The sequence below is a fragment of the Achromobacter sp. JD-1 genome (genome assembly GCF_038594925.1).
Classification (GTDB): Bacteria; Pseudomonadota; Gammaproteobacteria; order Burkholderiales; family Burkholderiaceae_B; genus Achromobacter; species Achromobacter spanius_C.
The window spans coordinates 1-13,681 of sequence record NZ_JBCGCS010000019.1; the positions used below are offsets into that span (position 1 = coordinate 1).

Sequence of the window (13,681 nt, forward strand, 5' to 3'; positions counted from 1 at the left end):
TCCATGGATGCCGCGGTTTCCTCAAGGGATGCCGCCTGCTGTTCCGTGCGGCTGGACAGGTCCGTATTGCCCGCGGAGATCTCGCGCGCACCCACATTGATTTCGTCCACACCACGGCGCACCGTTGCCACCGTGCGCGTCAGGCTTTCCTGCATGCGCTTGATGGCCGCAAACAACTGGCCAATCTCGTTGGAGCTGCGCACGTCGATACGGCCGGTGAAGTCGCCGCCCGAGATCTTGTCGAAATGGTCTCCCGCCTGGTGCAGCGGACGCAGCACGGTGCGGTTGATGAAAATCCAGCAGCCCAGCGCCAGCAGCAAGGTGATTGCCAACAGCGCAATCGTCACCGTGCGCGAAATGCGATGGTCGCTCTCGGCTTGCGCCACGAGTTCATTGGTGCGCGTATCCACGAACTGCAATACGCCATACACGGCTTCACGGAATGCGGTGTTGGCCGCACCGCCGGCGTCGTTCAGGTCCAGATATTCCTGGATGGACAGGTTGGCCAATGCGGCAGCCTGACGCTTGTAGACGTCGTCAAACTGACGGTATGAAGTTTCCAGCTTTTCAACGAGTGCTTCCGAACCCGCCATGCGCGGCACCTTGCGAAACGCGTCAAGCTGCTCGTTGCCTTCCCGCATCAAGGTGTCGGCGCGCTGCGCCTGGGACGTGGCCTGCTCGGTTTTTCCCTGCTGCATATCCATCAGCGAATTCGCCAACAGCAGCCGGCCGCGCAGAAACGCGATGTAGGCGCGATTCAATTGCGTCGCCTGGTCGGAATAGGCGTCATTGACCTGTTCCAGCTTTCCGTTGCTGGAGTCCAACCCCATCCACGCCACCCCGTTTGACAGGAACATGGCGCCCGTGAAGAGCAAGAGCACCAGAACGATACAGGTGCGGACTTTCAAATTGACAAGCATGAATTACCCGAGCGTTAAACAGTGAAACGACACAACCTACCCTGAACGCAACCACGGACGCCCCGGTCCTTGACCGGCAGCGTCCGAGAATGGCGAACCGCCACGCCTGGGCGCGGCCTGGGAACCCGCCGCTTATTGGCGGCTGAACAGGCTGGATCCCTGAATCGTCATGAACGCGGCGGAAGCCGCTTGCAACGCCACCTGGCGCAGAGCAAGCTGGCTGGCGCCGGCGTAGTAGTCCAAATCTTCCAAGTCAGACAGCGTCTTGGAATAGTTCAAGCCCTTTGCCGTGCCGGTTGCGTCCAGCGCTTCCAGCTCGTTCATGCGGGCGCCGACCGACGCCGAGACCGTCAAGACGTTGTCGTAATTGCTTGCCAGCTTCTTGTTGGCGGTCGCCAGCTCGTTGTTCAGCTTGGCCAGTGCCACTTCATCGCCGGCAATCGGCGAATCCAGCACCTTGATCAGGCTGTCCAACGTATTGAACATGTCCACGTCGGCCGACTGCACGCTTTCGACGTTGATCACGTCGCCGTTGGCCGGCGTGCCCTTGATCACCACCGACACGCCACCGAAATCGATGGCCGAATCCGGCGTGTATTGCGTGGGCGCGGCCGGCGGCGCGGGCGCGATGACGGGCGGGACCGGCGGGTTGGCGTTCGGGTCCGTCGTCGTGACGCGGTAGCCCATGTTGCCCGTGGCCGGATCCGCTTCAAACTGGATCTGGAAGCTCTTGCCGATGTTGGCCGAACCGGGGGTCACCGACACCGTGCTGAACTGCGCGGTTCCAATATTGGCGTTGGCGGCGGTGCTGACATACGCCTGCGAGCCCGGGTTGGCGCGGTTGAAAATATCGCTGCCCAGATCGCTCGTGGACAACTGGCGCGACTGGTCCACCTGCATCGTGCGTTCGCCGGTGGCGCCGCTGTAGACGATCTTGCCGTTGACGTCCTGCGAATAGGGAACCACACCGCCCTGGTAACCCGAGAACAGGTACTGGCCGTTGCCGTCCGTGCTGTTCGCCAGGCCCAGCAGGGCATCGCGGGCGCTTTTCAGCGCGGTCGACAGCGCTTGGCGGTCGCTGTCGGCAAAGGTGCCGTTACCGGCCTGGATGACACGGGTGCGCACGTCCTGCAAGGCGGTCGTGATCGAATCCAGCACATTGCTTTCCTGGCCCAGGCTGGTCGTCGCCGCATCGCGGTTCATGCCATACGTGCTGTTCATGCTCTTGGTCTGCGCCACGCCGATGGACAGCGAGGCAGACAGCGGATCATCCGCCGGCGTCAGGAACTTGCGGCCGCTGCCTACCTGTTCGACCAGGCGGTTCATGTCCGACTCTTGATTCAGAATGCCGCTCAGGCCATTCGAATACATCATCGTGGTGCTCAGGCGCATGGTGCGGCTCCGGATTTCTTTTTAGTCATCACAATGGAAATTTCGTCTTAACCACGCAGGCCCAGCAACGTGTCGAACACGGTGCTGGCCACATCGATGATGCGGGCGCTGGCCTGGTATTGCTCTTGATACAACGAAAGGCTGACGTATTCTTCGTTCAGGTTGACACCCGACACCGACTGCTGGGCAGCGGTGGTCTGTTTGATCAGGTTGGCCTGCGCGGTGGCGGCCGACTTCACCTGGGCGGTTTGCACGCCCACCGTGTTCACCACCTGCGCGAACATGTCGGTGGTGCTCATCGTGCCGTGGCCCAGCACCTTGGCGCTTTGCAGTTGCGCCAATTTCAGCGCGTTCTTGCCGTTGGCGTCGCCACCCTCGGCGTCGGCCGCGGCCACTTTTTCCGGATCGGTAATCAGCACATTGATGTCGCGCGCGGCATTGCGCGTGGGCGACAGCGACCACGTGTCGCCCGCCTGCGGCGGCGCGTCGATCGTCAGCGTCACGCCCATCTCGGCGTCCAGGTTCAGCGTCGCGTTGGGCGGCGTGCCGGTCGCGGGGCCGTTATAGACGCGCGCGCCTTCCGGCATGCGCAGCACCTGGTAGTTGGTGCCGTCAAACGAAATCTCGTAGTCCTTGGCGTTGACATTGCCCAGGGTGGTGAACGTGCCGGTGATCTGCGCGTTGCTCTTGTTGGCGGTGTTCGGCACGGCCTCGGGCGAACTGACGCTGAAGAAATCGGTGCCCGGATTACCGTTCTGATCCAGGCCTTGGGTGTGCTGTTCGTTGAACGACAAGGCCAGACCGACGGCCATCTGGCCCAGTTGGTTCTGCATCAAGTCCAGCGACGACGAGCGGAATTGCAACAGCCCGCCCAGCGTGCCGCCGGTGATTTCGCTGTCGTCCATTTCCACCGCCACCGTCTTGCCCGCTCCGGCGGGCAAGGTGTAGGCGATGACCGTGCGGCTGGCGTCCTTGGTCGACGCCACGGCCTGCAAGGGATACAAGGTGGAGCCCGACAGCAGCGACTGGCCGCCCTTGGTCAGCGACACGTTGATCTTGTCGCCTTGCGGATAGGTCGTGATGCCGATGAGCTGGTTCAGTTCCAGCACGGCCTGGTCACGCTGGTCGAGCAGGTCGTTGGGGGGGCTGCCATTGGCCTTGCCGGCCGCCAGCGAAATCTGCGTGTTCAGATCGTCGATACGGCTCAGGTAGCTGTTGACCTGTTCAACCGTCGTGGTGATCTGGGTGTTCAGACCTTCACGCTGATTCTGCATTTCGGTGTAGGCCGAACGGATCTGCGTGGCCAGGCTATTGGCTTTGCCCAAGAGGTCGGCGCGCGCCGCCGGGTCAGCCGGCTTGCTGGCGACCGTGTTCATGCTGGTGAAGAAATCAGTCAGGCCCGGGGCAATACCCACGGTGCGATCGGCAAACAGATTATTGATCTGCGACACCTGCGCATACTGCGTCTGCAACTGCGCGCCGCTGCCGGTCGAGCCCACCAACTGCTTGTACAGGAAGCTGTCGTAGCTGCGTTCGACGGTATCGACCTGCACGCCGCGGCCAATGTAACCGTTGCTGGTGGCTTGGGCGCCGGCGGTCGACGTCAGCACGCGCTGACGGTTGTAGCCAACCGTGGTGGCATTGTTGATGTTGTGAGTGGTGGTTGACAAGCCTGCCTGGGCGGCGTTCAGCCCGCTCAGCGCTGTTTTGTACAAGTTCATGCTAACAATGCCCCGTGTGTAACCGCAGGTGATATCTCTGGATACTCCAATAACGGCAGGAGATCGTCCAAATTTAGAGTCCTTCCAACATCTGGCGCGAAATTTCCACGTCAGAGGCTGCCCCACGTAACTGGCCCATGATGCCGATCAGTTTTTGCGCATAGCGCGGGTCGGTCGCGTAGCCCGCGTCCTGGATCTTGCGCGCCGCATCGATTTCGTTACGCGCCTGCGTCACGGCTTCGTAACGCGGACTGTTGCCGATCAGGCGGGCATAGTCCGAGAACGATTCTTCGTAAGAGGAATAGGCGCGGAAAGGTTGCGTCACCTTTTTGGCGACACCGCCCTCGTATTCAGTAGTCAGCACATTGACGACCTGGCCCTTCCAGCTGCCGCCCGCCTTGATGCCGAACAGGTTGTAGCTGGTGCTGCCGTCCGGATGCTTGATTTCGCGCTGGCCCCAACCCGATTCCAGGGCCGCCTGGCCCATGATCAGGCGAGCGGGCACCCCGCTTTGCTGCGACGCCAGGTTGGCCGCGCGCGACATCTTCGACACGAAGTCGACCACATGCTCGGGCGCGCCCTCGGCTGCCGCCAATGCGCGGTCGCTGGCGCGGTTGTTGCGCATCACGTTCAGCAGCGCAGACACTTCGCGCGAGCCGCCCGTGCGGAAATCCAGGTCACCGCCCTGCGCGATGGCACGCACGGCATCGTCGGACATATCGGCCGGCTTGCCCTGCTGCATCTGCGCCAGGATGGACTGGGTCAGTCCGATGCCGGGCGACGCCAGGTGCAGCGCCAGTTGCTCATCGGCCATGGACTGCAGCATCTGCGTCTGTTGCGAATCGAACAGCCCTTCCTTGGGCGTGGCTTCGCGCATGCGCTTGACCATCATCTGCAGGAACAGGGCTTCGAACTGCTTGGCCACCTGGCGCTGCTGCTCGGTGCCTTCGGGATCTTTCTTGACGTCGCGCTTCAGGTCCGACAAGCGGCCCATGTCGAACACCGAATCCTGGCGGGTGGCGCCACGCGCCGCGTCTTGGGTAATTGCCATGGCCGTCAGATGATTTCCAGTTCGGCGCGCAAGGCGCCCGCGGACTTCATGGCCTGCAGGATGGCCAGCAGGTCTTGCGGCGTGGCGCCCAGGGCGTTCAAGCCCTTGACCACGTCAGCCAGGTTGGCGCTGGTGCTCACGCGCTGCAACGAACCATTGTCCTGCCGCACTTCGATCTGCGTGTTGGGCACCACCACCGTCTGCCCTTCCGTGAAAGGCGTGTCCGGCTGCGACACCTGGTTCTGGCGGTTGATGATGACCGACAGGTTGCCGTGCGCCACCGCGGCCTCTTCGATCATGACCGTGCGGTTCATGACGACCGAGCCGGTACGGGCGTTGATGATGACCTTGGCGACCGTGGGCGCGCGCGTGACCTGCAGGTCTTCCACCTGCGACAGGAAGCGCGCCTGCGAAGCCTGCTCCATGGGTGTGCGCACCTGCACCACGCGGCCGTCCAGCGCGGTGGCCGTGCCTTGGCCGAACTTGCGGTTCAAGGCCACCGCCACATTCTGGGCCGTGCCGAAGTCGGTGTTGTTCAGTTCGACGTGGATGTAGCCGTCGCGCGAGAACGTGGTGGGCACGCCGCGCTCGACGATGGCGCCCGAGCTGATGCGCCCGCCATTCAATTGGTTGATCTGCACGCTGGAGCCGCCGGCCGACGCGCCCGCGCCGCCCACCAGGATGTTGCCCTGGGCGATGGCGTAGACCTGGCTGTCGGCGCCCTTCAGCGGCGTCATCAGCAAGGTGCCGCCGCGCAGGCTCTTGGCGTTACCCATGGACGACACCACCACGTCCAGCGTCTGGCCGGGCCGGGCAAACGCCGGCATGGTGGTGGTGACCATGACGGCGGCCACGTTCTTCAATTGCATGTTGCTGCCGGCGGGCACCGTGATGCCCAGTTGCGACAGCATGTTGGTCAGGCTTTGCTGGGTAAAGGGCGTCTGGCGCACCTGGTCGCCGCTGCCGTCCAGGCCCACGACCAGGCCGTAGCCGATCAGCTGGTTGCCCCGCACGCCCTGGATCGAAGCCAGATCCTTGAGCCGTTCGGCCTGCGCCGCACCGGCGCCGGCAAGCAGCCCCACCGCCACGCACACGCGAGCGAACAAGGACAGCACGGCGGATATCGGAGTGGGTTTTGTCATGATCAGAACGGCGAAGCAAGCAGGAAGAAGCGTTGCAGCCAGCCCATGGTCTGAACTTCATCCATGACGCCCTTGCTGCGGTATTCAATGCGAGCGTCGGCCACTTGCGTGGACGACACGGTATTCGTGCCGGTAATGGAACGCGGATCCACCACACCGGCAAAGCGTACGTACTCGCTGCCCCGGTTGATTGCAATCTGCTTCTCGCCAGCCACCTGCAAATTGCCGTTCGACATCACGCCCACGACGGTGGTCGTGATGGTGCCGGTAAAGGCATTGTTGGCGGTGCTGTCGCCCTTGCCCTGCGAGACGTTGCCGCCATTCGCTTCGGTATTCAGGTTGGCGTTGGCCCAACTGCTCATGAACGACGGCGCCGCCGCGATGCCCAGCGTGGCCGAGCCGGTGCGGTTGGTGTTGGTGGCCACGTTCTTGGACGCGTTGGTGCGCTCGTTCAGCACAATGGTGACGATGTCGCCCACATTGCGCGGCCGGCGGTCTTCGAACAACGGGTAGTTGCCGTAGGTGGTGGGCTGGTAGATCGAGCCCGTGGGCTGTGCCATGGGCATGGGCGGCGGCGGCGGCGCGGCGGTCGTCGGCCCGGTCACGATGGGCTCGGGCGGAATCATGGCGCAACCGGCCGCCAGCATAGCCAGCGCCGCACTGAATACCAGACGCAGGACAGACATGGGCATCACAGTTGGGACAGGCGGGCCAGCATCTCGTCAGAGGTCTTGACGGCCTTGCTGTTCATTTCGTACGCGCGCTGCGTCGTGATCATGTTGACCAGTTCTTCAGCCACGTTCACGTTCGAGGTTTCCACGTAGTTCTGCATGATCGAACCCGCGCCGTCCACGCCCGGCTGCAGCAGGTTGGCGGGGCCCGAAGCATCCGTTTCCAGATACAGGTTTTCGCCAATGCTTTGCAGGCCGGTGGGGTTGATGAAGGTGGCGATCTGCAACTGGCCGATCTGCACGTTCACGCCGGCGGCGCCAGGCTGCGTCACCGAGACGATGCCGTCCTTGCCGATGGAGATGGACAAGGCGTTGTCAGGCACGTTCATCGGCGGCTGGATCACATACCCGGACACCGTGGTCAACTGGCCGTTCTGGTCGCGTTGCAGCGCGCCGTCACGGGTGTAGCCCTGGGTGCCGTCGGGCAGTTCCACTTGCAGGAAACCCCGGCCGTTGATGGCGATATCCATTTCGCCGCCGGTGTTGTTCAGGTTGCCGTCCGTGTGGATGCGTTCGGTGGCGGCCACGCGCGCGCCCGTGCCCAATTGCAGGCCGGACGGCAGTTGCGTGGCGTCACCCACCTGGGCGCCGGGTTGGCGCAGCGTCTGGTACATCAGGTCCTGAAACACGGCGCGACCGCGCTTGAAGCCGTTGGTGGAGACGTTGGCCAAGTTGTTGGAGATGACGTCCATGGACATCTGTTGCCCTTCCAGGCCCGTCTTGGCAATCCACAGCGAACGCATCATGGTGAAGTACTCCTAGTGGCGCGGCCCGGCCGCGCGCGATAAATGTTTGAATCAGCGGTCGAATCAGCTGACGGACAGAATGCCGTTGGCGCGTTCGGCGTTGCGGTCAGACTGCTGGATCACCTGCATCTGCTGCTCGAAGCGGCGGGCGTTTTCAATCATGCCCACCATCGCCTTCATCGGATTGGTGTTGCTGCCTTCCAGCACGCCCGACAACAGGCGCAGGCCGGGATCGGCGGGCAGCGGCGGGGCTGGCTGGCCGTTGATCGGCGCGCGGCGGAACACGCCGTCGTCACCATGCACCAGCTGCGTGTTGTCCGGGTTGGCCAGCTTCAGGCGGCCCAGGTTCAGGATGTTGTTGGGGCCGTCGCCCGCGCCAATGGCGGTGATGGTGCCGTCCGACGTGATGCTCAGCGCGGCCTGGTCGGGCACATCGATCGGGCCGCCCTGATCCGACAGCACCGGCTGACCCAAGGACGTCTGCAACAGGCCGTTGATGCCCACTTGCAGGCTGCCGTTGCGCGTGTAGGCCTCGCCTTGCGGCGTCTGCACGGCAATCCAGCCATTCTCGCTGGCCAGCGCCACGTCCATGTCGCGGCCCGTGGTCTGCATTGTGCCCATCTGGAAGCTGTTGCCGGGCGTGGACGCCACCGTCGAAACGCGCGTCGGCAGACTCACCCCGTCCGCCATCGGAACCGAGCGGTACAGCGCGATCTGCTCGCGAAAGCCCGTCGTGTTCACGTTGGCCATGTTGTTGGAGAGCGCGGCCTGATGCTCAGTGATACGCGCTGCGCCATTCATGGCGGTGTAGATGATTCTGTCCATTGCCTATTCCGTCGGTGTCGTCGCGAGCCAGCTTTACTTCAGGTTCATCAGGACTTGCATGATTTCGTCCTGGGTCTTGATGGTCTGCGAGTTGGCCTGGTACGTGCGCTGGGCAATGATCATGTTGACCAGTTCCTTGCTCATGTCGACGTTGGACGCTTCCGTCGCCTGGCCGACCACGCGGGACATGCCGTTGGTGCCGGGCTGGCCCAGGATCGGCTGGCCGGAGGCTGCCGTTTCGGACCAGGCGTTGTTGCCGATGGGCTGCAAGCCTTGCAGGTTGGAGAAGTCAGCCAGCACGATGTTGCCGACGACTTGCGTTTCGCCGTTGGTGTAGGCGGCCACCAGGCTGCCGTCGGCGCCGATGTTGATGCCGCTGAATTCACCGGACGTATAGCCGTCGGGCTTGGCCACCAGTTTGTAGTCGCTGCCGTACTGCGTGGTGCCGGTGTAGTTCATGGCGATGCTGAGCGGGTCGGCCGGCGTGACGGCGCCGCCCGGCGCGGCAAAGCTCAGCGTCACAACCGGGGCGCTGGTCATCGCGCCAGCCTTGTTGAACGTGAACTGCTGGGGGTTGCCCCAGACGCCCGCCGCCTCGGTGGTGGGCGACATGGCCTGGCCGTCCATCGTGTAGTAGACGTCGTAGACGCTGTTGCCCGCGACGTCCGCCGGACGCTTCACGAAGTACTGCATCACCTGGTGCGAGTTGCCCAGGGAGTCGTACACCGTCATGGGCGACGCGTTGGTGTAGCTGGCGGAAATGGTGGGGTTGAAGGGACGGCCGATTTCCGTGACCTCGGCGGTGTAGTTGACGTAGCCCGGAATCTGGCTGATGTCGCCCGCCGTGATGGCGCCCGCGCCGTCGATGGTGACCTCGTTCGGCGCGGTGCCGTACGTGCCGGCGGGCGGAACGGCCGCGTCCCAGACCAGGGCGCCGCCGGCGTCACGCGTGAACTCGTAGGGCGTGCCGCCCAGCGTCACCGTGCCGTTGACCGCGGGCGACGTCACCGTATCGGTCAGATACACCACTTTGGCGTTGGCGTTCAGGTTGGCCACGGTGGTGCCGGTGGCGGTGGCTTGCGGGGCCACGTTGGCGGTCGGCACTTGCAGTTCAACCGGGTTCGCGCCGATCGCGCCGGCCGGATAGCCCGTCAGGCGGTAGCCCTGGGCGTTGACGATGTAGCTGTTCTTGTCGACCAGGAATTCACCGTTGCGCGAATACATGACCGCGCCGCTCTGGTCGGTCAGGCGGAACATGCCCTTGGCGCCGTCGATGGCAATGTCGTACTCACCGCCGCCGCCCTGCACGGTACCCACCGTGAAGCGCTGGTTGATGGCAGCCACTTTCACGCCCAGGCCCACGCGCGAGCTGGCGTAGACGTCCGCGAACGACGCGGTGGCCGATTTGAAACCGACAGTGCCGGAGTTGGCGATGTTGTTGCCGATGACGTCCAGGTTCTGCGCAGCGGCATTCAAGCCGCTCAATCCTTGTCCGAAGCCCATGTTTTCTCTCGCTGATCTTTATCTAGGAAAGCCGCCGCTCGTGCGCCGGCACCGTTTCATGTCCGCCCGATTCAGGCGCCGCCGATTACCTTACGCACATCCAGCATGCTGGCCTGGCCGTCCAGGCCCATGTCCAGACGCAAGCCGTCGGTCGAATACGCCACGCTCTTGACCTGGCCGTAGCTCAACACTTCCGCGTTGACCTTCTTGCCGTCACCGTCGGTGGCCAGAACGGACGCGGTGTACGCGCCCGGCTCCAGCACCACGCCGCCGTCGTTCTTGCCATCCCAGTCCAGCGTGTACACGCCGGTCTTCTGCTCGCCCATTTCAATGGTGCGCACAATGGCGCCGTTGGCGTCGGCGATGCGTACCTGCACCTTCTGCGCGTCGCCTTGCAAGTCCAGGCCATAAGGGGTGATCACGCGCTCGGCGGCGTTGTCGCCGTCGACACCGACCTTGATCTTGTTGCCGGGGATGAGCACGCCCTTGCCGATCATCGACACGGCATTCATCGACTGCGACACGTCGATCTGGCCGCTGATGGCCAACATCGTGTTCTTCAGGTTGTTGACGCCTTCCACCGTCGCGATCTGCGCCATCTGCGAGGTGAGCTCGGCGTTTTCCATCGGGTTCAGGGGATCCTGGTTTTGCAACTGTGTCGTGAGCAGTCTCAGAAACTGATCTTGCAGCCCCTGCGCCGTGATGTTGCTGGTGGAACCCGTTTGGGCCAAGGCCAGGCCGGTGGCGCTGGTATTTTGATTGACGGTGGTCATGGATTCGCTCAGTCAGGGTTTAGGATTGACCAATGGTCAAGGTCTTCTGCATCAACGACTTGGCGGTGTTCAGCACCTCGACGTTTGCCTGATAGGACCGCGACGCCGCGATCATGTTGACCGTTTCGGCCACCGGATCGACGTTGGGCATGCTGATGTAACCCTGGGCGTCCGCCAACGGATGCTTGGGGTCATAGACCTGCTTCAAGGGCGACGGGTCCTGGATGACGCCGGCCACCCGCACGCCGCCGATCTCCTGCCCCAAGGCCTGCCCCGGAGCCGGGTTGACCTGGAACACGACCTGGCGGGCGCGGTACGGCTGGCCGTCGGGGCCGACGACGCTGTCCGCGTTGGCCATATTGCTGGCCGACACGTTCATGCGTTGCGACTGCGCGCTGAGCGCGGAACCGGCGATATCGAAAATGCTCAACAAGGACATGGCCTGTTGCTCCCTTTAAGGATCAATCCTGAATAGCGGTCTGCAGCGACCGGATGCGGCCGGAGATCAACTGCATCGTGCTCTGGTAGTGCAAGGTGTTGTCGGCGAACTGCACGCGCTCGATATCCATGTCCACCGTGTTGCCGTCCATGCTGGGCTGGTACGGCAGGCGGTACAGCAGGTCGGTCGGACCTTGCGAGACGGCCTTGGCGGGAATGTGGCGCGCCGAGGTCAGCGTCAACGAGGTGTCGGCCAGGCGCTTGGAATCTTCCAGGGCGTTCTGCATCGCGGTCTTGAAATCAAAGTCGCGCGCCTTGTAGTTCGGCGTGTCGGCGTTGGCGATGTTCGACGACAGCACTTCCTGGCGCTGCGCGCGCAACGCCAAAGCCTGCTGGTAGAACCGGAAATCTTCGTTAAGCCTGTCTAGCATCGTGGCGCCTTCATGCGTTGCAATACGGATAAAGCACGGGACGCCGAACACACCGGTATCCCATTGGATGACGGAATCATAGGGGCCGGCGGCGTAACACAATCAGCCAAATAACCTGCCATTTCTCATCCAATTCACGTATTGCCAAGCGCGGCGGACTCCTACAATTCAGTCATCATGAAAATCTCCGCACGACTCCTCCTCGCGCGCACAAGCGGCCTGATCGTTCTGGCGCTGACTGGTTCCGGGGCGGCGCTGGCCCAAAGCGCCGTCAGCCAGCCGCCCTCGGCGGTCGCGACCGTGGCGCAAGACTATCTGCTGAATCAGTTGGCCGGCCTGCCCGGCCAACCCGCCGTGACCGTCGACGCGCCGCGCGTGGAACACTTGACGCCCTGCGACGCCATGACCCCGTTCATGCCGTCGGGCGTGAGACTGCGTTCGCGGATGACGGTGGGCGTGCGGTGCAACGCGCCCCGACCCTGGACCACCTATGTGCAGGCCACGGTCAGCGTGTCCGGGTACTATTACGTCGCGTCGCGCTTGATCGCGGCCGGCCAGGCGATCACGCCGGCTGACCTGTCCCCCCGCGATGGCGATCTGGTGTCGCTGCCGCCCGGCGCCATCACGGATCCGCACATGGTTGAGGGCATGACGGCCGCCTACCGTATCAACGCTGGCCAGCCGGTAAGAAGTTCATCCTTGCGCAATGCGCAAACGGTGCTGCGCGGCTCCAATGTGCGGATCAACGCCCGCGGCAAGGGGTTTGTGGTCAGCAGCGAGGGCGAGGCGCTGGATAATGCCGCGCCGGGCGCCCGGGTGCAGGTCCGCACCGCGAACGGCCAGGTGGTCAGCGGTGTGGTGCGCAACGCGGGCTTGGTGGAAATACAACTGTAGGCTCTGTTACAAATCGCGTTGCGGAGGCGGGCAAGCTGCCCTAAAGTTCCATCCGCCCCTGTCGTTACACAGACATAAGTAGGCGGATCCGTCGCAAACCGACCCAGAACGCCCTGCGGAGAAAACCTTGAAAATCAATTCGACCTCCAACCGGCCCATTTCGGCCGACGCCGTCAGCCAGCGCCCGGATTCCGCGGTTGCGCAGGCCTACGGCGCCAGCAACGCCACGGGCTCAAGCAGCTCGCAAGTGGCGTTGAGCTCGGCGTCGCGCAAGATGCTGGCCCTGCAAGACGGCTCGAACGACATCAACGTCGAGCGCGTGGCCGCCATTCGCGCCGCGATTGCCTCTGGCCAATTGAAGATCGACACCGGCCGCATTGCCGACAGCCTGATCGCCAGCGCGCGCGATCTGTTGAAGTAATCCTTGTTCAACGCCTGATCAGAAGCATGACCATGAACCCCGTCGACGCCCTCCAGTCCTGCATGCGTCAGGAAGACGCCCTGATTACCGAGTTTTCGGCGATTCTGGAAGAAGAGACCGAGGTGCTGGTCGGGCCGGGCAATGTGGGCGCGCTGCAGACCATCACGGAACGCAAGGGCCGGGTGGCGCAGCAATTGGTGGATCTGAGCGACACGCGCGACGGCCTGCTGGCCGAAATCGGCCTGCCCGCCGGCCACACCGGCACCGAGCAGGCCGCGGTGCTGCACCCGCAGTTGTCCGGGGTCTGGCAAGCGCTGCTGAGCAAGTCGGCGTCGGCCAATGAAATCAATATGCGCAACGGCGCCCTGATCGACGTCCACCTGCGCTACACCCAGCAATCGCTGGACGCGCTGCGCGACATCAACGGCGCCAAGGGCAACGTCACGTACGACGCCTACGGCCGCGGCGCCCGAGGCGCCCCCAGCCGCAAACCCATCGTCGCCGGATAATTCCGCACGAAATAGGTCCGTAGGATGGGTGGAGCGCGGCACGCCCACCAAAAAAGCACCAGCGCACAACGCGCGAAACCCAGCAGCAGCGGCTGGATATGCACGGCCTCACCGCAAGATGGGTTCCGCGCGATGCAGCCCCAGCGATCTTGCCACGACCCCCACGCGCTGCACCCATCCTACA

At 63.5% G+C, this 13,681-nt stretch carries 15 protein-coding genes; 3 read left to right on the plus strand and 12 right to left on the minus strand.

Features of this window, described 5'->3' with window-relative positions:
• The 12 genes from WBR68_RS23940 to flgB all read right to left on the minus strand — a co-directional run.
• A partial coding sequence (locus WBR68_RS23940) for a Tar ligand binding domain-containing protein (protein ID WP_230695445.1) occupies positions 1-920 on the minus strand: 920 nt, incomplete at its 3' end.
• Positions 921-1,052: 132 nt separating this feature from the next.
• The gene (gene flgL, locus WBR68_RS23945; protein ID WP_050450238.1) at positions 1,053-2,312 is read right to left on the minus strand and encodes a flagellar hook-associated protein FlgL; all 1,260 of its coding nucleotides are present in this window, start codon (positions 2,310-2,312) and stop codon (positions 1,053-1,055) included.
• A gap of 47 nt (positions 2,313-2,359) precedes the next feature.
• Positions 2,360-4,033 carry a flagellar hook-associated protein FlgK gene (gene flgK / locus WBR68_RS23950; RefSeq protein ID WP_050450237.1) on the minus strand — a complete coding sequence of 558 codons (1,674 nt, stop codon included), beginning with the start codon at positions 4,031-4,033 and terminating at the stop codon, positions 2,360-2,362.
• A 73-nt stretch (positions 4,034-4,106) separates the two neighbouring features.
• Positions 4,107-5,084, minus strand: a complete 978-nt coding sequence (flgJ, locus tag WBR68_RS23955) for a flagellar assembly peptidoglycan hydrolase FlgJ (RefSeq protein WP_050450236.1) — start codon at positions 5,082-5,084, stop codon at positions 4,107-4,109.
• A 5-nt stretch (positions 5,085-5,089) separates the two neighbouring features.
• Entirely contained in the window at positions 5,090-6,226 is a 1,137-nt protein-coding gene (locus WBR68_RS23960) for a flagellar basal body P-ring protein FlgI (RefSeq protein ID WP_050450235.1), read from the minus strand.
• Positions 6,227-6,228: 2 nt separating this feature from the next.
• Positions 6,229-6,918, minus strand: coding sequence for a flagellar basal body L-ring protein FlgH (locus tag WBR68_RS23965; protein WP_050450234.1), 690 nt, complete (start codon positions 6,916-6,918; stop codon positions 6,229-6,231).
• Positions 6,918-7,703, minus strand: a complete 786-nt coding sequence (gene flgG / locus WBR68_RS23970; protein ID WP_050450233.1) for a flagellar basal-body rod protein FlgG — start codon at positions 7,701-7,703, stop codon at positions 6,918-6,920. Before flgG ends, WBR68_RS23965 begins: the two co-directional genes overlap by 1 nt.
• A 63-nt stretch (positions 7,704-7,766) precedes the next feature.
• Complete coding sequence (locus WBR68_RS23975) at positions 7,767-8,528, minus strand: flagellar basal body rod protein FlgF (RefSeq protein WP_050450232.1); 762 nt, start codon at positions 8,526-8,528, stop codon at positions 7,767-7,769.
• Between the two features lie 33 nt (positions 8,529-8,561).
• Entirely contained in the window at positions 8,562-10,031 is a 1,470-nt protein-coding gene (locus WBR68_RS23980) for a flagellar hook-basal body complex protein (RefSeq protein WP_230695446.1), read from the minus strand.
• Between the two features lie 71 nt (positions 10,032-10,102).
• Positions 10,103-10,804 carry a flagellar hook capping FlgD N-terminal domain-containing protein gene (locus WBR68_RS23985; RefSeq protein ID WP_050450230.1) on the minus strand — a complete coding sequence of 234 codons (702 nt, stop codon included), beginning with the start codon at positions 10,802-10,804 and terminating at the stop codon, positions 10,103-10,105.
• Positions 10,805-10,823: 19 nt separating this feature from the next.
• Positions 10,824-11,243, minus strand: coding sequence for a flagellar basal body rod protein FlgC (gene flgC, locus WBR68_RS23990; RefSeq protein WP_050450229.1), 420 nt, complete (start codon positions 11,241-11,243; stop codon positions 10,824-10,826).
• A 22-nt stretch (positions 11,244-11,265) separates the two neighbouring features.
• Positions 11,266-11,673 carry a flagellar basal body rod protein FlgB gene (flgB, locus tag WBR68_RS23995; protein WP_050450240.1) on the minus strand — a complete coding sequence of 136 codons (408 nt, stop codon included), beginning with the start codon at positions 11,671-11,673 and terminating at the stop codon, positions 11,266-11,268.
• A 177-nt stretch (positions 11,674-11,850) separates the two neighbouring features.
• Here flgB and flgA point away from each other — a divergent pair, with 177 nt between their 5' ends.
• From flgA to WBR68_RS24010, 3 genes are all read left to right on the plus strand, one after another.
• Positions 11,851-12,567 (plus strand): flagellar basal body P-ring formation chaperone FlgA, encoded by a 717-nt coding sequence (gene flgA / locus WBR68_RS24000; protein ID WP_230695447.1) that lies wholly within the window; start codon positions 11,851-11,853, stop codon positions 12,565-12,567.
• A 127-nt stretch (positions 12,568-12,694) separates the two neighbouring features.
• Positions 12,695-12,988, plus strand: coding sequence for a flagellar biosynthesis anti-sigma factor FlgM (gene flgM, locus WBR68_RS24005; RefSeq protein WP_050450227.1), 294 nt, complete (start codon positions 12,695-12,697; stop codon positions 12,986-12,988).
• 32 nt (positions 12,989-13,020) lie between these two features.
• Positions 13,021-13,497 (plus strand): flagella synthesis protein FlgN, encoded by a 477-nt coding sequence (locus WBR68_RS24010; protein ID WP_050450239.1) that lies wholly within the window; start codon positions 13,021-13,023, stop codon positions 13,495-13,497.
• Positions 13,498-13,681: the final 184 nt, after the last annotated feature.

Excerpts from the sequence above, each read along its gene's own strand:
- flgG (WP_050450233.1), bottom strand. The coding sequence starts at position 7,703 with ATGATGCGTTCGCTGTGGATTGCCAAGACGGGCCTGGAAGGGCAACAG.
- flgC (WP_050450229.1), bottom strand. The coding sequence starts at position 11,243 with ATGTCCTTGTTGAGCATTTTCGATATCGCCGGTTCCGCGCTCAGCGCG.
- WBR68_RS23980 (WP_230695446.1), bottom strand. The coding sequence starts at position 10,031 with ATGGGCTTCGGACAAGGATTGAGCGGCTTGAATGCCGCTGCGCAGAAC.
- flgB (WP_050450240.1), bottom strand. The coding sequence starts at position 11,673 with ATGCTAGACAGGCTTAACGAAGATTTCCGGTTCTACCAGCAGGCTTTG.
- flgK (WP_050450237.1), bottom strand. The coding sequence starts at position 4,033 with ATGAACTTGTACAAAACAGCGCTGAGCGGGCTGAACGCCGCCCAGGCA.
- WBR68_RS23965 (WP_050450234.1), bottom strand. The coding sequence starts at position 6,918 with ATGCCCATGTCTGTCCTGCGTCTGGTATTCAGTGCGGCGCTGGCTATG.
- WBR68_RS23960 (WP_050450235.1), bottom strand. The coding sequence starts at position 6,226 with ATGACAAAACCCACTCCGATATCCGCCGTGCTGTCCTTGTTCGCTCGC.
- WBR68_RS23975 (WP_050450232.1), bottom strand. The coding sequence starts at position 8,528 with ATGGACAGAATCATCTACACCGCCATGAATGGCGCAGCGCGTATCACT.
- flgA (WP_230695447.1), top strand. The coding sequence starts at position 11,851 with ATGAAAATCTCCGCACGACTCCTCCTCGCGCGCACAAGCGGCCTGATC.
- flgL (WP_050450238.1), bottom strand. The coding sequence starts at position 2,312 with ATGCGCCTGAGCACCACGATGATGTATTCGAATGGCCTGAGCGGCATT.
- WBR68_RS23985 (WP_050450230.1), bottom strand. The coding sequence starts at position 10,804 with ATGACCACCGTCAATCAAAATACCAGCGCCACCGGCCTGGCCTTGGCC.
- WBR68_RS24010 (WP_050450239.1), top strand. The coding sequence starts at position 13,021 with ATGAACCCCGTCGACGCCCTCCAGTCCTGCATGCGTCAGGAAGACGCC.
- flgJ (WP_050450236.1), bottom strand. The coding sequence starts at position 5,084 with ATGGCAATTACCCAAGACGCGGCGCGTGGCGCCACCCGCCAGGATTCG.